This is a genomic window from Henriciella litoralis (genome assembly GCF_002088935.1).
Lineage (GTDB): Bacteria > Pseudomonadota > Alphaproteobacteria > Caulobacterales > Hyphomonadaceae > Henriciella > Henriciella litoralis.
This window is the reverse complement of the sequence record NZ_NCSS01000006.1, coordinates 2,886,164-2,909,077: the sequence shown is the minus strand read 5'-3', so window position 1 is coordinate 2,909,077 and position 22,914 is coordinate 2,886,164. Positions and strand designations below refer to the sequence as shown.

Below are 22,914 nucleotides of genomic sequence, written 5' to 3'. Positions count from 1 at the left end.
CCTGATTGACCGGTGACAGAAGCTCTCCAGGCCTCAGCACCAGATGAACCGCCCCCAAGACCGGACAGATTTGAAAGCTACAAACCATGGCAAACACTGGTAAAAATCAGCGCTCGGATACCGTTTCCATTGGCGACGTCGACCGGATGCCTGACCTGCACGGGCAGCGGCTGTCGCCTTGCCAGCCTGAAGACGAATTCCTCCACTCGCCCGCTTCATCCGGCCACTATTCAGCAACCGAGACGACCTACTGGGGCTTCAACATCCCTGAGAAGCAACTCAATGGTGAGATCTATATGTGGTTTCACCCGGTGCTTCGCATGTGCAGCGCCAGCGTCTACATCTGGACCGGTATCCGGGCATCCACGCTGTCATGCGAGTACGTGAACCATTACCATTATCTTCCGTTTCCGGAGGATGACATTGAGGCGTTTACGGTTGCAGACGACATGGATCTTCGGTTCAAGGTCATCGAACCGCTCAAACGCATCGCCATCGAGTATCGTGACGAGGCGCGCAATGTCTCGTTTTCCATCCTGAATGAAGCCATCATGCCGCCGGCAGGCCGGCCGGGCGGAGGTCATTTCACGCAGGCCATGAAAGTCACCGGTTCGCTGAACCTGTTTGGCGAGACGCATGAGATCGATGGCTATTTCTCGCGTGACCACTCATGGGGCGAAGAGCGCCGCGAAACCTCACGCATCATGCCGCCTCTGAGCTGGATCGTCGGCGTTGCTGACGACGATTTCGCGTTTCACTGCTGCGGTTTCGACGATCCGCGACGCAATCCGAGCTGGGCAGCAGCCTATCCGCAAATCACGCCGGAAAACACTTTGCGCTGGGGATACATTTTCAAGGAGGGGGAGGTCGTGCCCGTCAAGACCATGAGCAAACTCACTCATCGCGAAGATGATGGCGTCTCGCCGACATCCTATGATCTGACGCTGGTAGATGGGCTGGACCGGACGTTCGACATCACCGGCACCGTGGAGGCGCGTATGCCATGGCAGACCTGGCAGAATATGAACGTCTATTTCAGCCAGACCCGTTGGGAGGTCGACGGAAAAATTGCTTATGGCGACGCCCAAGACGTCCAGTTTAACCATTTCATCCATAACTTCGACAAGCGATCACGCGACAAGGTCTGATCGCGACTTTGCACTCTGGCGTACCGACATTTCCCACCAGACAAGGATACCTGAATCGTGAAGATCACCGGCTCAACAGTATTGATTACGGGCGCCAACAGGGGGTTGGGGAAAACGCTTGTTGAGGCAGCTCTTTCTGCAGGAGCCAAGAAGGTGTATGCGGCCGCGCGCGACGAGACGAGCCTGACGCTTAACAACAGTCATGTTGTTCCAGTCGAAATCGACCTCACTGCTCCTCCCACAGTGAGCGCGGCCGCATCGCAGTGTTCGGATGCAAACATCCTGATCAACAATGCCGCTTTTCTTGCCAACAAATCATCCCTGCGGGCAGACGACCTGTCGGAGGCGAGACTGGAAATGGAAACCAATTACTGGGGACTGCTCGGCCTTGTTCGCGCCTGCGCGGCCAATCTCGGGCGAAAGCCCGAAAGCGCCATCGTCAATATCCTGTCGATAGGCGCCTTGGCACCTGTCCCATTTGCAAGCAGCTACTGCGCAACAAAGGCAGCTGTCTGGTCGCTGACGCAGTCTCTGCGTCTTGAGCTGCAACAGCAGAATACGAAAGTCTTTGCAGCCTTTCCGGGGCCCATATCAACAGAAATGGCGCGAGAACACGAGCAGGACGGCAGGACCGCGCCGGAGGTGATCTCGCATGCGATCATGGATGCCATCGAGCAGGACACGCTCGACATCTTTCCAGACCCATCCTCGCAGCAGGTCGCGTCGTCTTTCCGCAGCAACCCACTGAGACTGTACGAGCAGTTCCGCGACCTCGTCGAATAGGTTCCCCGGGCACGAACGCGGCGAGCTGCAGGCACCAACAGAAATATCCAGAAACGCAGAGAGCGGAGTAGTTTATGCAAGAGAGCGAGCAGAAGATCATAGGCGATATCCTCGCCAACCTGAGCGCAGAGCTGCAGCTTCGAATTCTGCCTAACCTCGAGGACGACGACGCCCTGCATTCTGGCTCGATGATGCAACAGATTCTATCGCATCTGAGCGCGCAATTCTTGCACGGAGACCGGATCTGCGGCCCAACTTCGGCGGCCTATCGCGACATTGTCGGCCCCCTGGATCAGCCAGTTCTCACCAATTCGAACCTGGTCGAGGGCGATGAGCTGAGTGCGAGACAGGAGGCGCTCCAGAACGGTATCGAAGCCGGAGAGCTCTCGATCTCCGCAGTTGTCGTCCAGGACGCAGTCCGTGCAGACGGCGATATGCTCCAGCGCCAGGCCGAAATATCCTCGTCGACCGCAGGACTTGCGATCAGGCAGCTCAACGATTGCGAAGTTGTCGTCGACACTGAGCTCGCCGCACAGCTTCTCAACAGCGCGCTCGGACCGGGTCACGATGTCGAACGCGTCCAACGTGCATCTGGAGGATTTTCCAAGGACACGCTGTTCTTCGATGCAAGATATCCTGAAGGCCGGGAAAGCAGGCTCGTCGTACGGCGCGATCTTCCATATGGCCCCGGAGAAACGCGGGTTGTCGACGAGTTCAGTCTGCTTCGTGGCCTCGAAAAGACCGGCTTTCCGGTGGCCCCTGCCCTCGCCCTCGACCGAACGGGTATCCTTGGCCAGCCTTCAATGATCTCCGCTTGCATCGCGGGACGATCGGGCACCGAAGACTGGTCGGGCGATGCGCGCGCAAGCCAGTCGATTACAGAATCGCTGGCGCAGTCGCTGGCCAGGTTGCATCAGATATCACCTTCCAGTGTCGGCCTTTCACCTAGCGGTTCGGATCCGAAAGCCACTGTCCGCGATTATGTGCTTGAATGGCAAGACCGGTGGCGGCGCAATCGCGTCTTTCCATCGCCAACGCTCGCGGCGGCCTATGAGTGGTTGCTGGATAATATTCCGTCTGAAATCGGCCGTATATCGATCGTCCACGGCGATGTGGGGTTTCACAATACGCTGGTCGAAAATGGAAAACTCAATGCCATCCTGGACTGGGAGTTCGCCCACCTTGGCGATGCCAGCGAGGACCTCAGCTACTGCCGACCCTTCATCGAAGACATCGGAATGTGGGACGCGTTCATGGAGGCTTATACGGCAGCGGGCGGAATTGAATATCGGGAAGAAAATGCTCATTATTTTCGTGTCTGGCGGGCGGTGAGGAATTCCACGACCTGCGCGACGGCGTTCCGCGGTTTTGTCGACGCGCACTATCCGGCGCTGAAGGCAACCGCCCAGGGGCTCTGCTTCTATCGAATGTTCCTTGAAGAAGTGGCCGTCGCGCTGCAATCGCAGACAACGCCGAACAATACTCAAAGCGATCAGCCCACACATGCTGGAAACCCGGTCAGCAATGACTGATCGCGCAGCCACGATCTCATCGACACCCCCGACTGCGGCAAACGAATGGCGCAAGGGTTGGGGCGTTGTCCTCGCATCTGCCGTCGGATGCGGGTTCGCCGCCGTTCATGCCGTCACGCTGGGCACATTCATTGGCCCCCTTTCGGCAGAATTCGGCTGGTCGCGGGGCGAACTGACGTCGGGCATAGCCATCGGCGCCCTTGGGTCGATATTCCTGACACCGCTCATGGGACGAGCTGTCGACAGGTTCGGTGCACGAAGTATCGGCATCTGGGGCGCGCCTGCCTACGCTCTCGGCCTGCTGCTTCTCAGCTTTTCCGGCCCCTCGGTTCTCAGCTGGTACATCAACTGGACCGCGATGGCGATCCTGATGCTATTCATCAGCCCGCTGATCTGGACGATGAGTATCGCCAGCCGTTTTGAGAAAAACCGTGGGCTCGCGCTTGCCCTGGCGCTGGCCGGCATGAGTGTTTCCTCAACCGTCTTTCCGTTCCTGACGGCCTGGATCATTGAACTGGAAGGGTGGCGAACAGCCTATCGCGCTCTTGCGCTCTTGACGTTAGTTGCGGTCCTCCCGCTCGCCTACGCATTCCTGCGCGACGCTGGGGACCTCGACCGCCAGGCCAGCAAGAGCAACCGGATCGATCCCGTCGAACTGCCTGGTCTATCCCTCAAAAGCACACTGATGACGCGTCAGTTCTGGCAGATCATTCTGATGCTCCTGCTGATCGCGGGCGTGTTCAACGCCTTGTATCAGCACTTTCAGCCGATGCTGACAGATGCCGGGTTCAGCGCAACGCAGGCCGCCGCCATTGCAGGAATTATCGGGCCCTGCTCGCTGGTCAGCCGCCTGTTCACGGGCGTGCTGCTCGATCGGATCAGTCCGCCCTTCGTGGCGGCGATTGCCTTTCTTTGTCCGATTGTGAGCTGCGTGATCCTTTACGATTTTGACGGCAGCGCTTCGATGGCGGCCATCGCGATCGGGTTTTGCGCGTTTGCGGCCGGTGCTGAAATCGACATGATCGCCTTTCTGGGCGCGCGCTATTTCGGCATGCGGAGCTATGGATCGATCTATGGGATGATCTATGCGGGCCATGTCATCGGCTGGGCGATCTTTCCGCCAATCGTCGGCAATGTGTACGATACGACCGGGAGCTATGATCAGGCACTCGTCTTCATGATCGGACTGCTGGTGATATCGGCTGGCCTTGCCGCCACGCTGGGCCGGCCGCGCAGTTTCGCGCTGCCAGACTGACCGGACCTACTAGACCTTGGTGAGCGCCGCTTCCAGCGTGTAGGGCCGCAGCGGTTCGCCTGACCTTACCCGACTGCCGAAATCGGGATTGCTCAAAAGGCTGCGCCCGACACCAACAAGATCGCATTCGCCGTTGCGCAACATGGCGCGAGCATCATCAATATTGTCGACGCTAACGACCTCTGCTCCGGATCGGTTCAGCAGATCCTTGGCCAGGCCAACGCCACCAACGGCCATGGTGAGGCTGCCGGTTACTGTTTTCGTCCAAGCCGCCAAACTCAAAGTGCTGCCCTCGAAGGCGGGCGTGGCGAACTTTCGTGTGCTTGCATCGAAAATGTCGACGCCTGCCTCCAAAAGGGGGCCGAGAAGCGCTTCCAGCTCGGCCGGAGAGGTGACAAGCTTTGCTTCGTAGTCGTGCAGCTTCCACTGCGAGAAACGGAACATGATCGGCTTGTCGCCAATCTGCTGCCTGATCTCGCGAACCACCGCCGCCGGAAAGGCGGCACGCTCGCGCAGCGACGCCCCGCCCCACCGATCGGTCCTTCGATTGGTCAAGGGCCAGAAAAACGTATCCAGCAGGTAGCCATGCGCTCCGTGTATGGCGATGCCGTCAAAGCCGGCTTCGATCGCATTTTTGGCGCTGCGGCCATATGCGGCGACAATATCCGCCAGCTCTTCATCCGTGGCGGGATGTGAAGATGCCCGTGCGCGATCGAGATAGTCTTGCGCAAAAAAATTACCGGGATCATCCGGGCCCCAGATGCCGGATGGGCTTATCGAACGGGCCTCCTTATGTCTTCCGGTATAGTCGACCCGAAGCCCTCCCTGATGCCACAACTGCGGAAATATGGCGGCGCCCGAGGATTTGACCCGTCTGACAATTCTGGCCCATTCGCCAAGAGCTGCGTCGCCATGCAGGTCCGGAATGTCCCAGCCACCAGTCCCCGACTCTCCGATAGCAGAAGGGTGGTCGATGGCAATTCCTTCCGTCACCACAAGTCCGAGATCGTGATCGGCCCTGCGCCCGTAAAACTCTACGGCGAAGTCGGGTGGAACGCCGTCCGGCGAGTAATTCCGCGTCATCGGCGCCATGGTCAGACGGCCCCGGATTTCCAGATCCCTCACCTGCAATGGCTGAAATAGTGGGTCGAGCTTTTCCAACTTGATGCTCCCGCTTATGGCCTGTCGCGATTGGTGTAGTCGTGCCGTCACCGGAAGATCATCTTCAGCCCGGCATCTGCCTCTGAAATTCCGCGAGGTCGAAATAGTCCCGCCAGCCTGATAGATGCTCGCTCTCATTCCATTCGAAGACGCCCATCACCCGGATGGACAGCTCTGTTCCGTCAGTGAACACGAACGCGTCCACCCTTTCGGTCAGGACAGCACCGCTATCGCTTTCAGCAATGTCCAGCACCTTCCAGTCGACGTGGCTGGAGCGCGAGATGAAGGGTTGAAGCGCCTCCCTGAAGGCGGCCTTCCCGGTAACAGGTTCCATCGGTATGTTGTGGTAGACGATGTCCTCGGAAGCCGCCGCCATGATGGCCTCGACATCCTTGCGATTCCACGCGGATATGAAGTTCATCGTCATGTCGCACTTGCTCATGCCCGTCTCCGCCTTTCGAAATTGGTCCGCGCGGCAACCCCATCAGTCAACGCCAGTCAGGCCGCCGCACCGGCAAGATTGCCCTCGCGAATGGCATCAGGCAGGAAGCGCGGCATGTTGGCGTCGCCCACCAGCTGAACCGAAATTCCCTTCTCGCGAAGCTCCTCCGCCATGTCCCGATTGGGCCGGTTTCGCGACACGAAGACGACCGTATTGGCCGGCAATCGCTGCGTGTGGTTTGTGTCTGACTCAAGGAAGGTCGGTGCCGCGACCACCCCTTCATCATCAATCGAAAGGACACGGGTGCGTGTATGAACGCCGACGCCCAGGCTGGTGAGGCGCCGTAGTGCCGGATCGGTCATCAGGGCAGCCTCGACGAGCGGTGCGAAAGCGGCGTGACGTGTGATGAAGTTCACCTTTACGCCCGCGGTTGCCAGCGTCTCCGCACAGGCAATTGCCTCATAGTGGCCAGTATCGTCGATGACGACAGCGGACGCTCCCCAGTCCCGTAAGGGTTGCTGAAAGAGCTCAGCCGATGAAATCACCTTGGCGTGGTCGATGCCGTCGATTGGCTCTCCCGGATTGGACAATTGTATGCCGTCAAGCCGTGGCATGGAGCCCGTTGCAAGCACAACCAGGTCAGGCTCGATGGCTTCGACATCGCCAAGGTCCATATACGTGCTGGTCCTGACATCGACGCCGAGACGGTACACTTCATCCTGCAACCAGACCAGAATGTCGCCGAGACCGCCGCGTGTCGGCGCCCTTGCAGCAAGCTTGGCAGCCCCGCCAAGATCCGCCTCAGCTTCGGCGAGCACCACTTCATGTCCCTTCAGCGCAGCGACACGGGCGGCCTCCATGCCTGCCGGGCCACCGCCGATAACAAGTATTTTTTTGGGATCGCTCACCGGCTCCAGCCGGTCATCCCCGCGCTTTAGCTCAAACCCGACAGCAGGATTCACCGCGCAGCCCATCCGGTTCGGCGCCACAAGCAATTGTCCGATACACCCCTGATTGCAGCCGATGCAGGGGCGCACGCGCTCTGGATGGCCATCCAGTGTCTTTTTCACAAGGTCCGGTTCGGCAATGGTTGCGCGGACCATGGCGACGAGATCGCCGTCACCGGAGCGGATCGCCTGATCGGCTTCCTCCAGCGTGCGGTAACGGCCAACAATTATGGTCGGCACGGAAATCTTTTCGGTGATCGGCGTCGTGACCGGCATTTCGAAACCGACAGGCTCATGCATCCCGCCGATGGTCTTGTCCATCGTCTGGAAGGTCCCCGAGGAAATGCTGATATAATCGACGAGCCCTGCTGCCTCCGCCATCTGCGCAACCGCCAGGTTGTCTTCGACACCAACGCCGCCCGCCAGCATGTCCGGTGACAGCCGGATGCCAACCACAAAGTCCGGCCCCACGGCGCTGCGCATGGCCGCCAGCGCTTCCATGGTGAACCGGGCCCGGTTCTCCAGCGAGCCGCCATAGTCATCCTCGCGGTCATTGGCGAAGGTGGAGAGAAATTGCTGAGGCAGGAATCCGTGCCCCGCATGAAATTCAACGCCGTCGCAGCCCCAGCTTTTCAACTTTTCGGAGGCGTCGGCATAGGCCCCGACAATGGTGTCGATCATCGTCTTCGTCATCGGAAGAGGCGCCTGCGCCGTCTCGACGCCAGGCCGGTCAGAAGGCGCCCAGGGGGGCGAGCCATCCAGCGTTCGCCCATGGCGGCCCGCGTGAAACAGCTGCTGAAACACCCGCATGCCATGCGGGCGCATCCTGTCCACCATCCGCTTGTACTGATCGCCAAGCGTGGGATCGATCATGTTGAGCGGCGCGAGCGACGTCGGGTGGACCGCGAGCGCTTCGATAACCGAAAGGCCTACCCCGCCTTTTGCCCGGGCTTCATGGTAGGCGATCAGGTCTTCGCTGAGCGTACCGCCGCCAATCGCCGTGGTGTGGGCAGACCGCACCACACGGTTCTTGATCTCCAGTTTGCCGATGCGGACTGGCGTCATCAAATGGGTGAGCTTCACGCCATTCCCTCCCGCTGCGCTCGTCATCCCTTGCTCCCGTCAAGCGTGACGATCATCTTTCCAAGATTGGCACCCCGGAACAGCGACACGAACGCCTCCGGCATATTTTCGAGCCCCTCGACCGCGGTCTCTTCCCAGACGAGTTCTCCGGCTTCGAGCATCTGGGCGAGCTGCGGGATGATTTCGCCTGCCATCGGAAACCACATGGACACGTTCAGGCCAAAGAGCCTGAGTTCCTTTGCGGATATCTTGAAGAATTCCGACGGGCCAGCGCAGTAATTGTCTGTGTTGTACTGGGAGATTGCGCCGCACACCACGATCCGGCCACGTGGCTTCAGCGCGAGGATCGCCGCGTCAAGCGTCTCGCCGCCGACATTATCGAAATAGTGATCGATGCCCTCCGGCGCGTTTTGAGTCAGAAAGTCGTTGAGGTCATCCTTCTTGTAGTTTGCGACCGCATCGGCGCCGAGCGTGTCCCTCAGCCAGCTGATCTTCTCCGCGCTGCCGGCAGTGCCCAGAACCTTGCAGCCGCGCCGCTTGGCGAGCTGAACGACCACGGAACCAACCGCCCCGGCGGCCCCAGAGACAAACACCGTCTCGCCGGCCTGAGGCTCCAGCAGTCTTTCGACGCCTGCATAGGCCGTGATGCCGGTCAGCCCGAGTATGCCCAGATAGAGACTTGGCCGGCCGCCATCGGAGGCCACAGGCTGCACGGAGGAAGCGTCGGCCACATAAGCCTCGCGCCAGCCATTCATGCTGGACACCATGGTGCCTTCCGGTAGAGCTTGGCTTCTGGAGCGCGTGACAACACCAACGGCACCCCCGCTCATCAACTCGCCGACTTGCTGCGGCGCTGGCGTCCCCATCCGGTCGCTCATTCCGAGACGCATGTATGGATCGACACTCAGGACGACATTCCGGACCAGAACCTGTTCGTCGGCAGGCTCTGGAAGATCGCGCGTCACGATTTTGAAATCATCTTCCGAAATACCGTTGCCGGGCCGGCGGGCGAGCACAATGGCTCGGGTTGTCTCAGGCATAGCGTATTTTCCTGTCTACTGGATTCCGATCATTCGTTCAGAAACACGCCATCGACATGCTTCCAACGGGGCGGTCGCGTGCACGGATCAGGTGTCCCAAGCGATCGGGAGTTTGCGGATACCCTGGAAGATCGGGATACGGGTATCTCTCTCGATTTCCCCATCCAGCCTCAGATTGGGCAGACGCTCCATGACGGTCTCGAGGAAAAGGCGCGCCTCGATCCGTGACAGAGGAGCCCCACGGCAGATATGGATCCCGAATCCGAAAGACAGGTGCTTGCGGACTTCGGACATGTCGCGATCGAGATCAAACTCCGTCGGATTTGGGAAGACGTCCGGGTCATGATTGCCTGCGCCCCACATCATCAGAACTTTCGTATCGGGCTCGATGTTGAGAGGGCCGACCTCGACCTGTTCGGTATTGGTCCGGAACAGGCCATGAAGCGGCGAATCCACGCGAAGGCATTCCTCGATCGCCAGCGGAATGAGCTCCGGATCGTCCTTCACCTTCTGGAACTGTTCCGGAGAAATCAGCAACCTGTAGAGAAGGTTCGAGAGCAGGATGGTTGTCGTTCCGCTGCCTGCTGCCAGCAGGAAGCCGCAGAAGGCCATGATTTTTTCGTCTGACAGCCTCACGCCATCGACCTCATTGGTGATGAACCGGGTCAGAAGATTGTCGCCAGCGTCTATCTTTCCCGCGGCCAGCTTCTTCTTTGTATCCTGAAGATGATCGTACAGGAAACTATCCGCATACGGATTTTCGCTGGTGGGACGGACTGGATTCGGATTAAGCATCTGGCCAATAGAGCCGACGAAACCTTCGCGATAGGCTTTGATGCCCTCTTCGTCGATTGATTTGCCGAACATCGAAAAGATCACCCAGAGCGGAAGCGGCTCCGAGATTTCCTTGTGAATGTCGCAGTGGCCCTTTTCAATGAAGCTATCTATCCGCTCGTTCAGGAACGCCTTGATACCGGGAATGAAAGACTCGAAATAGGCTTTCGAAAACGTTTTGCCGACCAGTTTCGCTTCGAAGGTATGCTCAGGCGGATCGACACTGACGAGAACGCCTGGCTGGTCAGGATCCTGATACTGAAGCGCTGGCCCTTTGGTGCTGGTCCAGACCTTCGGCTTCAGGCACGCCTTCGTAATGTCTTCATGCTTTGCAAGTGCATAGAAATCCCCAGCGCTCGAATGGGCGTACGGGCATCCAGACGCGTGTAGCTGAGAGTATATTTCCTTAAACCCCAGCCCGAATTCTTCCGAGTTCGGATCTATTTCCATCACGCCGTCGACGGGACAGGTTTTTTGTTCGCTCATTTCAATTCCTCCCAAAGTATTATAAAGACGCTGACACAAGTGATCAGCCTATAGCGCAGCACGTATTTATTCGCCGAAGCGTATAACGCGCTACAATATTGGTCAAGCGCAAGCGCCACGACTGTTACCCCGGATGAAAATCAGGATTATATCGTGTTTTTATTGTATTTTTTGTCATTCTATGGCGAGAACTTTCGAATTTTATTCGATACCGTCTCGTCAAAAAAGTCTTGAGTTCACCAGAAAAGTGATGCAAGGACTAATTTTAAAATTGAGGTGAGTTGAACGATCTCGCCATGACCACCAATAAGGCGGCGCGGCTCACACCGAAAGGGAGGAATAGACAATGCAGGCAGCAGGAAGCCGCCCCTTGATAACCGGGGCCTCGCGAGGCATCGGACGAGCCTTTGTCGATGCATTTCTTGAAGCTGGTGCGGAAAAAATCTATGCGAGCGTCCGCAATGACGCGGCGGCCGAGAAGCTGCGTTCAGTCGATCCGCGTGTCGAGCCCATTCTTATCGACACGACAGATCCCAAGACGATCAGGGCCGCGGTTTCCCACGCGCCGGATATCGATATCCTCGTCAACAATGCGGGCGTACTCTATTACGCGTCGTTTCTCTCCTCGCCCGATCTCCAGCAGGCCAGATCGGAACTCGAGGTGAACTATTTCGGCACTTTGGAGATGATCCGTGCCTTTTCTCCGGGCCTGATTGATCGGGGTGGCGCGATCGTGAACATTCTTTCCATCGCCGCGCTCACTTACATGCCGCTTGTCGGCACTTACAATGCGTCGAAGGCGGCCGCACGTTTCATGACGGAAGGAGTGCGTCACGAACTGGCGCCCAAGGGAGTTCGCGTGCTGGCCGTTTATGCTGGCGGTTATGACACCGACATGCACTTACCAGAAACCGACCGAGCGCTCCTGTCGCCCCCCAGCCTCCTTACCGGCGCTGTTCTGAAGGCCCTCGCTGACGGCGAAGACGACGTTTTCCCTGATCCTGCAGCGCAATCCCTGCGCTCGCTCCTTCCAGACTCAGCGCTCGCCTAGCTAGGTATCGGGAGGACCGCCGGACCAGCCCTGATATCTCGCCAAACTGACCTTTAGAGGAAAACAACAATGCAAATCGGAAACAAGAACGCCTTGGTGACCGGAGCAACAGGAGGCATTGGTCGCGCAACCGCGCTGATGCTTGCGCGCGAAGGCGTCGCAAAATTGGTTATTTCGGACATTGATCGAAAGCAGCTCGAACCGCTCGCCAAAGAAATCAGAACACTCGGTGCCGAGCCGATCATTATTCCCGCCAACCTCTCCTCACCCGACGAGGCGATCAAGCTTTACGAGCAGGCCGAAACCAAGGCCGGCGGGCTCGACATCATCCACAACAATGCCGGCATAATGGGGGCCGTCCCGGATTTCCCGGACGCGGAACTCTCTCGCATGGTGGCCGCTCTCCAGATCAATTTTGTCGCTATGGTGATCGGAACCCGGATCGCCATTGGCAACCTGCGAAAGCGCGGCGTGGGCGGCGTTATCATCAACACCTCTTCGGTGGCCGCTTTCGAACCGATGCCGGCGGACCCTGCCTATTCTTCCTCAAAGGCTGCCATTCTCTCCTTCTCGCGTGCCTGCGAACCCCTGAAGGATTCCCTGGGCATACGCGTCGTTCCCCTCTGTCCCGCCGTGACTGACACGGCGATCGTACCCAAGGATGCGCCGTGGCTTGCAGACTTGCTGAAGTCCATCAAGCTGCTTCAGCCGGACGATATCGCAGCCGAGGTAAAGCGGATCATCGAGGATGATACGATTGCGGGCGAGCCGGTCGTTGTCGAGAATGAGCCTGCCTGACAACGCAAGTCTGAACCCAGGCCCTTGCGCCTTTCAGAAGTCGTCCGCGTGTCCGTATTGGCCCTTCATGGTCGCCTGGCCAGCAGATCGCTCAATCCACACATCGCCCGATGTTTCTCCATTCCGGCAGAGAGATCCCCGTTCTCCCACATAGAGAGGGGCCAGGCCCCTGTAACGCAGACCGATCCTCGCATGACCAAGAGCGCCGGCCAGGAAATTGACCATTAGCGTCGCCTGCAACGGCCCGTGCACGACAAGATCCTGGTAGCCTTCAACATTGCGGGCATAAGCCTGATCATAATGGATACGGTGGGTGTTGAAGGTCAGCGCCGAATATCGAAACAATTGGCGCGGATCGGTCTCGAATGTGGTCTCCGAACGCGCCGGGTCGGCGGGGGGCGGGGGTTTTGGCGCCGCAGGGTTGCGATAGACGAGGTTCTGGATTTCCGACACGACCGTCTGTTGGCCCACGCAATACTCATGCGCCAGCGCCACGAAAAGGAGAGGCCCCGCGCTGCCGGATTTCTCTTCAATAGACGTCACCTTCGTCTGCCGGGTGACCACATCACCCACGCTCAATGGCGCGCGAAACACGACTGTGCCGCCGGCCCACATCCGCGCGCTTAGCGGCATGGCAGGCAAAAGGCCTTGCGACCTGGGGTGCCCGTCCTCCCCGAGTTCGCCAAGCCGCGTGACGGGTGGAAACAATGTCCAGTGGAAGCCCGGCGGAACCTGTTCGACCGCGTCATCGACGAGGCCCCGTTCAAGCGTTCCGCGAAACTGGACCAGCGCCGTTTCGCGAACCTCGTCGGTCCGCGTCTCGGTCTTGCCAACCCATTCCTGCAGGCCGCCAATATCGATCACGCTCATGCCGTTTCCTCATACCGGAGGAGAAGCCGCCGGGCGCGCTCGACCACCGGAGCGTCAATCATTTCGCCGCCAACGGACCGCGCCTCGCCGCCGTCGCCGCCGGACAAGATGTTTCTGGCCCACTCTATTTCTTCAGCAGAGGGCGCAAATCCGGTGCGGGCCGGCTGAATCTGGTTGGGGTGGATCAAAAGCTTCCCGCCAAATCCGAGACCACTTGCATGGGCCGCGTCGCTGCGGACCAGCCCTTCATCTTCCAGACTGGTAGTGACCCCATCGAGCGGCGGAGGGATCCGGGCCGCGCGCGATGCGATGACCAGTTTCGAGCGCGCAAAAAGGGAGGCCTCCTGCGTAAGCTGGCAGCCGACATCAAGCGCATAGTCGATCGATCCGAACATCAGCCGGTCGCTGACTTCGGCAATCTCATATGCAGCCCGGACCCCTCTGGCGCTTTCGATCAGCGCGATGATGGACTGGTCCACACTGAGCGCCGCGCGCACATGTTTCAACTGGTCGACGCTCTCGCACTTGGGCAGAACGATGCCGTTTACGTGGGCAGCGACAGCCAGCTCGATATCCGCATCATGCCAATCGGTGTCGCTTCCATTGACGCGCAGCCAAACATCAGCGCCCGAGATATCTCCCAGCGCTTGCGCCGCCTCGTCGCGTGCAGCGTCCTTCGCATCTTCCGCCACCGCATCTTCCAGGTCCACGATCACCGTGTCGGTGCCAGAGCTTGCCGCCTTGGCGAAACGATCTGGCCGGGTTGCGGGCACGAAAAGAGGGAAGGAAAATGTACGCATCATCGCCAGGGGGTCAGAAAGACCGGGGCATGCCAAGGACATGCTCTGCGACATAGGACAAGATGAGATTGGTCGAGATGGGCGCCACCTGATAGAGCCGCGTCTCGCGGAATTTCCGTTCGATATCATATTCCTCGGCAAATCCGAACCCGCCATGGACCTGCATGCATTCATTGGCGGCCTGCCAGCTGGCATCGGCCGCCAGAAGCTTGGCCATATTGGCCTGCGCCCCGCAGTCTTCATTGGCGTCATAACGCCGGCAGGCTTCGAAGCGCATCAGATTGGCCGCCTCGACATTCACGAAAGCGCGCGCAACCGGGAACTGCACGCCCTGATTCTGGCCGATGGGCCGGTCGAAGACGATGCGCTGTCCGGCATAATCCACCGCTCGATCGATGAACCAGTAGCCATCGCCAATACATTCGGCGGCGATCAGCGTGCGCTCCGCATTCAGCCCATCGAGAATGTAGCGAAAGCCCTTGCCCTCCTCGCCGATCAGGTTCTCCTCCGGAATTTCGAGGTCATCGAAGAAAACCTCATTTGTCTCGTGGCCGACCATGTTGCGGATCTTCTTGATCTCCATACCCGAGCCAAGTGCGTCCTTGAGGTCGACAATGAAGACTGAAAGGCCCTGCGACTTGCGCTGGACCTCGGCCAACGGGGTGGTGCGAGCAAGAAGGATCATCAGGTCCGAATGCTGGATGCGGCTGATCCAGACCTTCTGGCCGTTCACAACATAGCGGTCGCCCTTTTTCACCGCGGTCGTTTTGAGCTTTGTTGTGTCGGTGCCGGTCGTTGGCTCGGTCACAGCCATCGACTGCAGCCTCAGCTCGCCCGATGCGATCCGGGGCAGGTATTTCGCCTTCTGTGTCGGCGAACCGTGCCGGAGCACCGTGCCCATATTGTACATCTGGCCGTGGCAGTGACCCGCATTCCCGCCGCCGCGATTGATCTCTTCCATGACGATGGATGCTTCGGCAAGGCCAAGCCCCGATCCGCCGAACTCTTCCGGGATCATCGCGGCGAGCCAGCCGGCCGATGTCAACGCATCGATGAATTCTTCAGGATAGGTCTCAGCGGCACCGTGCCTGCGGTGGTATTCAGCCGGGAACTCGGCGCAGAGCGAACGCAGGGCGTCGCGCAATTCGTCATGCGTATCTGGGGCGCAGGTTTTCACTGATCATTTCTCCCTTTTGGGCCTCGGCACAATTTCCTGTCGTGCGCCAGACAAACCAACCGGCCTTACCGCCCACACTCTGTCCGGATTGCAGGCTATTTCAACATCGCCCGGGCAATGATGATCTGCTGAATCTGTGAGGTGCCCTCATAGATTCTTAGCAAACGCACATCGCGATATAACCGCTCAATCTGATAGTCGGCGATATAGCCGGCCCCGCCATGAACCTGAACGCAGCGATCCGCAATCCGTCCAGCCGCCTCACTCGAGAACAGTTTCGAGCAGGAGGCTTCCGGGACAGCCCTTCCCTCAGCATCATATTTACGCGCCGCAGCCCTACAAAGATGACGGGCGGCAAGTAGATCAGTCTGGCTGTCCGCCAGAAGCGCCTGGACAAGCTGGTGCTGGCCAATAGGCACACCGAACTGCTTGCGTTCGCGGGCATATTCTGTGGCGATGTTGATCATTCGCTGAGACGTGCCGACAGCCACGGCAGAGAGGTGGATCCTGCCCCGGTCGAGCACCTTCATCGCAGTGTAAAAGCCCTTACCGAGATTGTCCGGCCCACCAATAATGGCCGATGAAGGCAGGCGCACATCATCCAGCATAACGTCGCAGGTCCGCGTTCCCCGCTGCCCCATTTTCTTGTCCGCTTTGCCAAATGAGATGCCCGGCGTATCGGCAGGCATCAGGAAAGCCGTCACCCCGCTCGCCCCCTCCTTGTCGGGGTCGGTGCGTGCCAGAAGTGTGAACATGCCCGCACGGCTCGCATTGGTGATGTAGCGCTTGGTCCCATTAATGACGAAGTCGTCGCCGTCGCGCCGGGCCGTAGTCTGGATGTGGGCAGCGTCAGAGCCGTGGTCAGGCTCGGTTAGGGCGAACGAAGAAATGATTTCACCCGTGGCGAGGCGCGGCAAGAATGCCTGTTTCTGTTCCTCTGTCCCATCCATGACGAGCCCTTGCGACCCAATCCCGACCGTGGTGCCGATCAATGAGCGGAAAGCGAGAGACGCGTTGCAAAGCGCCTCAATGACCAGAGTTTCCTGCTCCATGTTGAGGCCGATGCCGCCGTATTCTTCTGGAATCGAAATCCCGAAGAGGCCGAGATCGCGAACCTCTTGGACGATATCCTCCGGGATGTTGTCGGTTTCCTCCACAACCGGCTCGGCCGGGATGAGGCGTTCCTGAGTGAACCGCCTCACCGTTTCCAGCAGTTGGTCGAAGACGTCTTTCTCAATGCCAACATTCATATCTTTTATTCCTCAGATCGGGCGGAGACGATCTGCGATCGCCCCGACTATAATTCCGCTGTGCGAAACTAACATTTCATTTTTTGTTTTCAAGACTTCAATTTTCGGAACGAATGTACTAATGAAACAGGTCACACGCCCAGTGGATCTCCGAGATCAGGAAGACGAGAACGCCATGCCGAGACCCGCCCTGAAAGCCCGTGACGCTGCAGTCTCCGAGCTGCTGCCCACGCCGGAACTGTCAGAGCTTGAGGAGTCTTACGGAGAAGACCGCAAGTTCATCTGGTCTGTCGCCCGCACGCTAAAGCTCCTGCAGTCCTTTCGGCCGGATGAAGGCGCGATCGGCAACAGCGAACTGTCGGAGCGAACCGGCATTGCAAAAGCAACGGTGAGCCGCATCACCCATACGCTGACAGAGCTTGGGTATTTAGACCGGACCCGGAACCGGCAATATATGCCGACCCCGAACCTGCTCTCCCTCGCAAGACCGGTTCTCGGCGGATTCCGTATCCGGCAGATGGCTCAGCGCCCGATGCAGGAAATCGCCAATCTGGCAGGCGGCACTGTCGGTATCTCGTGGCCAGACAGCGATACGATGATCTACATCGCCGCCAGCATCGCCCTCACCTCATCAGACCTGATGCCAGAAATCGGTTCGCGTATGTCGATGGCCAAGAGCGCGGCGGGTCGAGCCTATCTCTCCACACAGACGGACGCGCAACTTCAAACGCTGTTCGACCGCTGGTCGGTTTTCTATGGCTCTGACTGGCAAGATCTGGAAACCCGCGTCCGATCTGACATCCAAGATCTCCGGCTTAAAGGCTTCTGCGTCGTCGAAGGCGAATGGCGCCGGAATGTCCGAGGGGTCGCCGCACCGGTCTACGACGCCGACCATGATACCTGGCTCGCCCTGAACTGCGGCGGACCAGCCTTCGACCTCGACCGCGACAGGATCGAGCAGGATATCGGCCCCCGCCTGGTGCACCTCGCCCAGTCCCTGTCCGGCAACCGCTAGGAACGCCCCGCCGGCCTCTTTCACTTCAGGAGTATACCTATGCCACGCGCAGCCATCGTCAGCCCCGTCCGCAGCCCAGTCGGCGCTTTCGGCAAGACGCTCCGAAGCGTCCCGGTTGAGACGCTAGGTGCAACCGTCACAAAGGAAGTGCTGAAACGATCCGGGATCGACCCTACCCTCATCGAAGACTTTGTTTTCGCCCAGTCCTACGCGAACAGCGAGACCCCCTGCGTCGGCCGCTGGATTGCCCTTGAATCGGGGCTACCTGTCAGCGTGCCGGGCATGCAGCTCGACCGGCGCTGCGGCGGCGGCCTGCAGGCCATTGTAACCGGCGCAATGATGATTGAGTCGGGCGCCTGCGATGTCGTTCTGGCGGGCGGTGTAGAGAGCATGTCGAACATCGAGTATTATACGACCGATATGCGTTGGGGTGCGAGGTCCGGGACCACGCGCTTCTATGACCGGCTCGACCGTGGGCGCGAGCGATCCCAGCCGTCCGAGCGGTTCGGCTACATTTCGGGGATGATCGAAACCGCAGAGAACCTCGCTCGCGACTATGATATTTCGCGGGAAGCAGCTGACGCCTACGCCGCGCAGAGCCAACAGCGCGCTGCAGCCGCCTGGCAGGAGGGCAAGTTCGATGAGGAAGTCGTCACCGTCGAGGTGCCGCAACGCAAGGGCGATCCGGTCTACTTTAGCAAGGACGAGGGCATCCGGCCCGAGACGACGCGCGAGAGCCTGAGCAAGCTCCGCGTCCTCATGAAGGATGGCACGGTGACCGCGGGCAATGCCGCCCAGCAGAATGACGCTGCAGCTGCCTGCCTGATCGTGTCCGAGGACAGGCTGGATGAACTCGGCCTCACACCGATCGCCTTCCTCACCGGCTGGTCGGCCGTCGGCTGCGAACCATCGCACATGGGACTTGGGCCGGTTGGCGCAACGAAGAAAGTCCTGAAAAGGACGGGTCTCGACATGAACGATATGGGACTGGTCGAGATCAACGAAGCCTTCGCGGCCCAGGTCCTTGCTTGCCTCAAGGCACTGGACTGGGATGACCAGTCCATCCTCAACGTCAACGGATCCGGGATCTCGCTTGGTCACCCGATCGGTGCGACAGGCGTGCGGATCATGACCACACTCCTGCACGAAATGAAGCGCCGCGATGTGCGCTATGGCCTTGAAACCATGTGCATTGGCGGCGGCCAGGGCATGGCGGCCATATTCGAGCGGGCCTGATCGGCATGCGCGCGGGACGCGAGATCGAACTCGAAGCGCTGGACTGGCCCTCCCTGGTCCGCAAGGACGACCTCGTTATCTGGGGACAGGCGTCAGCCGAACCCGACAGCCTGACACGGTCGCTCATGCAGGCACGCCATGGCGTTGGACGCTTCGGCGTCTTTGCAGGCATCAGCTTCGGCGAAAGTGTATCGCCGGAGAACACCGATTGCGTGGATTACATTTCCTATTGCGGCGCGGGCTCGAACCGCTCGCTGGAAGATCAGCTAGACATCCTGCCCTTGCACTATACGAGACTCGCTGAGGCACTTGTCGAGCGGTCGCGAGGCGCCCCTGTCATCCTTCTCCGGCTTGCCGCCGGTGCTGACGCCGATCATTTTAGCTTCGGTGCCGGCGCGGACTATACGGCAGACCTTCTTCCACATGCGCGCCTCGTCATTGCAGAAATCAGTCCCGCCACACCTTGCACCGGCCAAGGCCGGGATCTTCACCGCAGCGATGTTGACCTCATCGTGCGCACCGATGCGCATTGTCTTACGCCCCCTGCACAGAAGCGCGGTGAAGTAGATGCCGCCATTGCCCGCAACGTTGCCAGTCTAATCGAGGATGGCTCAACATTGCAGATCGGGTTGGGCTCCCTTCCAGCGGCCATTCTTGCCAGTCTGAAGGATCACCGCGACCTCGGCATCCATTCAGGTCTCGTTCCGGAAGGCGTGGCAGAGCTGAGCGAGGCGGGCGTCATTACCAACCTGAAGAAGACGATAGATACAGGATCTACCGTCGCTGGCGTTCTCTCTGGTGATACCAAGCTGATGGCGTGGGCAAATGGCAACCGCCACCTCCTGATGAAGCCAGCCAGCTATACTCATGCCGCGAACGTGCTCAGCCAGATCGACAACTTCATTGCCATCAACTCGGCGATTGAAGTGGGCCTTTCTGGAGAGGTCAACGCCGAACTCGCGGGAGGCCGTTACGTCGGGGCCGTCGGCGGCGCGGCGAACTTCATGCGCGGCGCGGCAGCCTCGACCGGCGGCAAGTCGATCATTGCCCTGCCCTCTACCAACCGGGGACGTAGCCGCATCGTCGCCGAGCTTTCCGGTCCCGTCACAACACCTCGCTCAGATGTTCACTTTGTGGTGACTGAGTACGGTATCGCAGACCTCAGAAATGCTACCCTTCATGAACGACGTGAAAGAATGAAGGCGATTGCCCACCCGGACCATCAAGGCAGCCTGCAGTAACGCCAGGAAGGGCTGGTGCAAAACGGTTCTGCACCCCGATTTTCAGGCTCTCGTATACGGCCATGGGGTCCATACCGGGACCATCGCAATAAATCTCAACTTCTCCAGGCCCCTCTACGACACGATGGTGAAGGCACCCTATCTGCTGGTCAGCCGTTTGGTGACGAGCGCACTGCTAGTCCTGTTCCAATAGGCCCCCTATCCTACGCGCATTGACAGCGTCAGGATCTTCGAGCTTCCGGAGCTGGGAAGTCACTTTTTGGAATACTATTGCCCCGTCGTCAGCCAAATGGTCATCGGTGGACTGGTCAGAGGCGCTCGCAATAATCAGCTGCCCTGAGGTTTCTGAAGATTGCGATGAGGAGCAATGGCGCGAATTTGGAGTGGAGTGCACTTACAATCCGCGCTCAGCTGAACATCTTTTTCATCTGGCGGACGACGATTTTGACGTAGCCTTCGGGCAGCAGGCGGACGAGGCGGTCGAGGTTCTTTGCCTTGCTGGTGAGCACAATGCGGCGCTTGCCCCGCTCCATGCCCGACAGGATTTCCTGAGCGGCCGTCTCAGCGGGCATCGTCAGAAGTTTCTCCTGATAGACCTTGAAGCGCTCGCGCGCCGCTTCCCGTTTTTCCGGTGGCAGCTTTTCAATTTCGGCCGCCCGGTTCGAGGCAATCCGGGTCGCGACACCTCCCGGCAGGACGACCGTGACCTCTACAGGCAGGCCCTCGTGCAGCATCTCCATCCGCAGACATTCGGAAAATCCACGCACGGCGAACTTGCTGGTCACATAGGGCGACATGTGCGGCTGCGCCATGAAGCCGTTGAGACTGGAAATGTTGACCACATGCCCGTCACCACTGGCGATAATATGCGGCAGAAAGAGCCGGGTGCCGGTCAGCACGCCGTCCAGATTGATCGCCATGATCCGGTCGAAGACGTCTGCGGGTGTGTTCTGGAAGGTGGTATTCGGCGGGGCGACGCCGGCATTGTTGAAGAGCTGGTTTACGCCGCCAAAGCGCTCAAGGACCGCATCGGCATATCTGGCGAAGGCGGCGCGGTCCGAGACGTCAAGGACCGCATGATCGACCTCGCCGCCGGCATCGGCGACCAAATCGGCGGTCTCGGCGACACCGGCCTCGTTAATGTCACTCAGTGCGAGGCGCGCGCCCCGCTTGGCAAGCTCAACAGCCAGCGCCCGGCCAATGCCGCTACCTGCCCCTGTGACGACAGCGACACGCGATTTGAAGATGCCGCTCACGATTGATCATCCATTGTTTGAGGCTGAGGGAGGGGCGAGAGGCGCAGTTCCGGCTCGACGACGCGGCCCTTGCGCATCATCTTCTTGTCCTCGTCATAGTCGAAGGTCATCTGCCACGGAAATTCATCGCCCTGACGCGGAAGCGTGTCGACCGAGCGCTGGACGTAGCCGGCCTTGAAATCGAGAAGCGGGCGCAGCTCCATGTCCTTGTCAGGGCGCAAAGGCACGCAGACGCCCATCCCCTGCCGATCCATTTCTGACAGCAGCCGGCAGAAATACTGGCAGATGAGGCCGACTTTCAGCGTCCAGGACGAGTTGGTGTACCCCATCGCCATGACGAAGTTCGGGATACCGTCCAGCATCATGCCCTTGAAGACGATATGGTCTGCCCAGTCGACAGGCTTGGCGTCCACGCGGTACTCGACCCCGCCCATGAGTTTGAGGGTCAGCCCGGTCGCGGTCACGATGATGTCGGCGTCGACGCGTGTGCCATCGGCCATTTCCACGCCGGTCTCGTCAAAGGTCTGGATCTGGCCCGTCACAATGGAGCAGCGACCGTCGCGCAGACAGCGGAACAGATCCCCGTCCGGTACGGCGCAGAGCCTCTGGTCCCAGGGGTCGTAGGGCGGATTGAAATGCCGGTCGACGGCATAGTCTTCGGGCAGGCGCTTCGCATTGGCCTTGCGGATGAAGCCGCGCATCATCTTCGGGTATCGCTGACACAGCGTGAAGAAGATGTGCTGGCGGATAATGTTCTTCCGCCGAAGTATCGCGTGGCGCCATTTTTTTGGGAGGAACGGCCGCAGGAATTTCGCCAGCGGATCCTGCTTCGGCACCGGGACGACATAGGTCGGCGTGCGTTGGATCTGCACAACATGAGCGGCGTCTGCGGCCAGCGAAGGCAGCAGCGTGACGGCGGTTGCACCAGACCCGATAACGGCGATTGTCTTGCCGGAATGATCGAGGTCTTCCGGCCAGTCCTGAGGATGGATGATCGGCCCCTGAAAGCGCGCTTCGCCCGGAAAGTCCGGTCTGTAGCCTTGCGCATAATCATAATAGCCGGTCGCCGAGAAAATCCAGCGCGCGCGCCATGTTTCCGTGCCGCTTCCGTCGGTCGCTTCGGTCTTGATGGTCCATAAACCCTCATCCGACGACCAGTCGCAGGAGACGACTTTGCGGCCAAAGTGGATCCTGTCCTGAATGCCATAGTCTGCCGCCGTTTCGGCGATGTAGGCCTTGATTTCCGGACCGTCCGCGATGGAGTTGTCACTCATCCAGGGTTTGAAATCATAGGAAAAGGTGTGGAGGTCGGAATCAGACCGGATGCCGGGATAGCGGAAGAGGTCCCACGTGCCTCCAAGGTCATCGCGCATCTCCAGGATACGCCAGGTCTTGGCAGGTAGCTCCCGGCTCAGATAGGCAGCGCAGCCGATCCCCGACAGGCCGGCCCCAAGGATGAGGACATCAAGAACGTCCTCGTACGTGCGATCAAACGGCATCCTGTTTTTC

General features: G+C 59.4%; 20 protein-coding genes. 9 read left to right on the top strand and 11 right to left on the bottom strand.

Going from position 1 to position 22,914, the window contains the following annotated elements:
• Positions 1 to 86: 86 nt before the first annotated feature.
• From B8783_RS17680 to B8783_RS17665, 4 genes are all read left to right on the top strand, one after another.
• Complete coding sequence (locus B8783_RS17680; RefSeq protein ID WP_084421659.1) at positions 87 to 1,148, top strand: DUF7064 domain-containing protein; 1,062 nt, start codon at positions 87 to 89, stop codon at positions 1,146 to 1,148.
• 57 nt (positions 1,149 to 1,205) lie between these two features.
• Positions 1,206 to 1,931: an SDR family NAD(P)-dependent oxidoreductase gene (locus B8783_RS17675; protein ID WP_169711849.1), complete on the top strand. Its 726-nt coding sequence runs from the start codon at positions 1,206 to 1,208 to the stop codon at positions 1,929 to 1,931.
• Between the two features lie 74 nt (positions 1,932 to 2,005).
• Positions 2,006 to 3,463: a phosphotransferase family protein gene (locus B8783_RS17670; RefSeq protein ID WP_084421654.1), complete on the top strand. Its 1,458-nt coding sequence runs from the start codon at positions 2,006 to 2,008 to the stop codon at positions 3,461 to 3,463.
• Positions 3,456 to 4,718 (top strand): MFS transporter, encoded by a 1,263-nt coding sequence (locus B8783_RS17665; protein ID WP_169711848.1) that lies wholly within the window; start codon positions 3,456 to 3,458, stop codon positions 4,716 to 4,718. The genes B8783_RS17670 and B8783_RS17665 overlap by 8 nt, the downstream gene beginning before the upstream one ends.
• Positions 4,719 to 4,727: 9 nt before the next feature.
• Here the strand turns inward: B8783_RS17665 and B8783_RS17660 are convergent, their stop codons facing one another.
• The 5 genes from B8783_RS17660 to B8783_RS17640 form a co-directional block, all read right to left on the bottom strand.
• Positions 4,728 to 5,930 (bottom strand): oxidoreductase, encoded by a 1,203-nt coding sequence (locus B8783_RS17660; protein WP_407646328.1) that lies wholly within the window; start codon positions 5,928 to 5,930, stop codon positions 4,728 to 4,730.
• Between the two features lie 13 nt (positions 5,931 to 5,943).
• The gene (locus B8783_RS17655) at positions 5,944 to 6,321 is read right to left on the bottom strand and encodes a limonene-1,2-epoxide hydrolase family protein (RefSeq protein ID WP_084421648.1); all 378 of its coding nucleotides are present in this window, start codon (positions 6,319 to 6,321) and stop codon (positions 5,944 to 5,946) included.
• 56 nt (positions 6,322 to 6,377) lie between these two features.
• Positions 6,378 to 8,378, bottom strand: a complete 2,001-nt coding sequence (locus tag B8783_RS17650; RefSeq protein ID WP_084421646.1) for an oxidoreductase — start codon at positions 8,376 to 8,378, stop codon at positions 6,378 to 6,380.
• Positions 8,375 to 9,391: an NADP-dependent oxidoreductase gene (locus tag B8783_RS17645; RefSeq protein WP_084421644.1), complete on the bottom strand. Its 1,017-nt coding sequence runs from the start codon at positions 9,389 to 9,391 to the stop codon at positions 8,375 to 8,377. Before B8783_RS17645 ends, B8783_RS17650 begins: the two co-directional genes overlap by 4 nt.
• 87 nt (positions 9,392 to 9,478) lie before the next feature.
• A complete protein-coding gene (locus B8783_RS17640; RefSeq protein ID WP_084421642.1) occupies positions 9,479 to 10,711 on the bottom strand; it encodes a cytochrome P450 in 1,233 nt (410 codons plus the stop codon).
• A gap of 346 nt (positions 10,712 to 11,057) precedes the next feature.
• On the opposite strand from B8783_RS17640, the gene B8783_RS17635 reads away from it, so the two are divergent.
• Complete coding sequence (locus B8783_RS17635; protein WP_084421640.1) at positions 11,058 to 11,762, top strand: SDR family NAD(P)-dependent oxidoreductase; 705 nt, start codon at positions 11,058 to 11,060, stop codon at positions 11,760 to 11,762.
• A 69-nt stretch (positions 11,763 to 11,831) separates the two neighbouring features.
• A complete protein-coding gene (locus B8783_RS17630; RefSeq protein WP_084421638.1) occupies positions 11,832 to 12,560 on the top strand; it encodes an SDR family NAD(P)-dependent oxidoreductase in 729 nt (242 codons plus the stop codon).
• Positions 12,561 to 12,593: 33 nt separating this feature from the next.
• On the opposite strand, the gene B8783_RS17625 is transcribed toward B8783_RS17630, so the two are convergent.
• From B8783_RS17625 to B8783_RS17610, 4 genes are all read right to left on the bottom strand, one after another.
• Positions 12,594 to 13,430 carry an FAS1-like dehydratase domain-containing protein gene (locus B8783_RS17625; protein WP_084421636.1) on the bottom strand — a complete coding sequence of 279 codons (837 nt, stop codon included), beginning with the start codon at positions 13,428 to 13,430 and terminating at the stop codon, positions 12,594 to 12,596.
• The gene (locus B8783_RS17620) at positions 13,427 to 14,233 is read right to left on the bottom strand and encodes an HpcH/HpaI aldolase/citrate lyase family protein (protein ID WP_084422178.1); all 807 of its coding nucleotides are present in this window, start codon (positions 14,231 to 14,233) and stop codon (positions 13,427 to 13,429) included. The genes B8783_RS17625 and B8783_RS17620 overlap by 4 nt, the downstream gene beginning before the upstream one ends.
• 10 nt (positions 14,234 to 14,243) lie before the next feature.
• Positions 14,244 to 15,407 carry an acyl-CoA dehydrogenase family protein gene (locus B8783_RS17615; protein WP_084421634.1) on the bottom strand — a complete coding sequence of 388 codons (1,164 nt, stop codon included), beginning with the start codon at positions 15,405 to 15,407 and terminating at the stop codon, positions 14,244 to 14,246.
• A 95-nt stretch (positions 15,408 to 15,502) separates the two neighbouring features.
• Positions 15,503 to 16,657: an acyl-CoA dehydrogenase family protein gene (locus tag B8783_RS17610; RefSeq protein WP_084421632.1), complete on the bottom strand. Its 1,155-nt coding sequence runs from the start codon at positions 16,655 to 16,657 to the stop codon at positions 15,503 to 15,505.
• A gap of 175 nt (positions 16,658 to 16,832) precedes the next feature.
• Here B8783_RS17610 and B8783_RS17605 point away from each other — a divergent pair, with 175 nt between their 5' ends.
• The 3 genes from B8783_RS17605 to B8783_RS17595 are packed head-to-tail and all read left to right on the top strand — an operon-like array spanning position 16,833 to position 20,149.
• Complete coding sequence (locus B8783_RS17605) at positions 16,833 to 17,672, top strand: IclR family transcriptional regulator (RefSeq protein ID WP_169711847.1); 840 nt, start codon at positions 16,833 to 16,835, stop codon at positions 17,670 to 17,672.
• A gap of 39 nt (positions 17,673 to 17,711) precedes the next feature.
• On the top strand, positions 17,712 to 18,908 hold the full coding sequence (locus tag B8783_RS17600) for an acetyl-CoA C-acetyltransferase (RefSeq protein WP_084421628.1): 1,197 nt from the start codon (positions 17,712 to 17,714) through the stop codon (positions 18,906 to 18,908).
• 5 nt (positions 18,909 to 18,913) lie between these two features.
• Positions 18,914 to 20,149 carry an acetyl-CoA hydrolase/transferase family protein gene (locus tag B8783_RS17595; RefSeq protein ID WP_084421626.1) on the top strand — a complete coding sequence of 412 codons (1,236 nt, stop codon included), beginning with the start codon at positions 18,914 to 18,916 and terminating at the stop codon, positions 20,147 to 20,149.
• A 407-nt stretch (positions 20,150 to 20,556) separates the two neighbouring features.
• Here B8783_RS17595 and B8783_RS17590 read toward each other — a convergent pair whose 3' ends face one another.
• Both B8783_RS17590 and B8783_RS17585 read right to left on the bottom strand, forming a co-directional pair.
• Entirely contained in the window at positions 20,557 to 21,405 is an 849-nt protein-coding gene (locus B8783_RS17590; RefSeq protein WP_084421625.1) for an SDR family NAD(P)-dependent oxidoreductase, read from the bottom strand.
• Positions 21,402 to 22,904: a flavin-containing monooxygenase gene (locus B8783_RS17585; protein ID WP_084421623.1), complete on the bottom strand. Its 1,503-nt coding sequence runs from the start codon at positions 22,902 to 22,904 to the stop codon at positions 21,402 to 21,404. The genes B8783_RS17590 and B8783_RS17585 overlap by 4 nt, the downstream gene beginning before the upstream one ends.
• Positions 22,905 to 22,914: the final 10 nt, after the last annotated feature.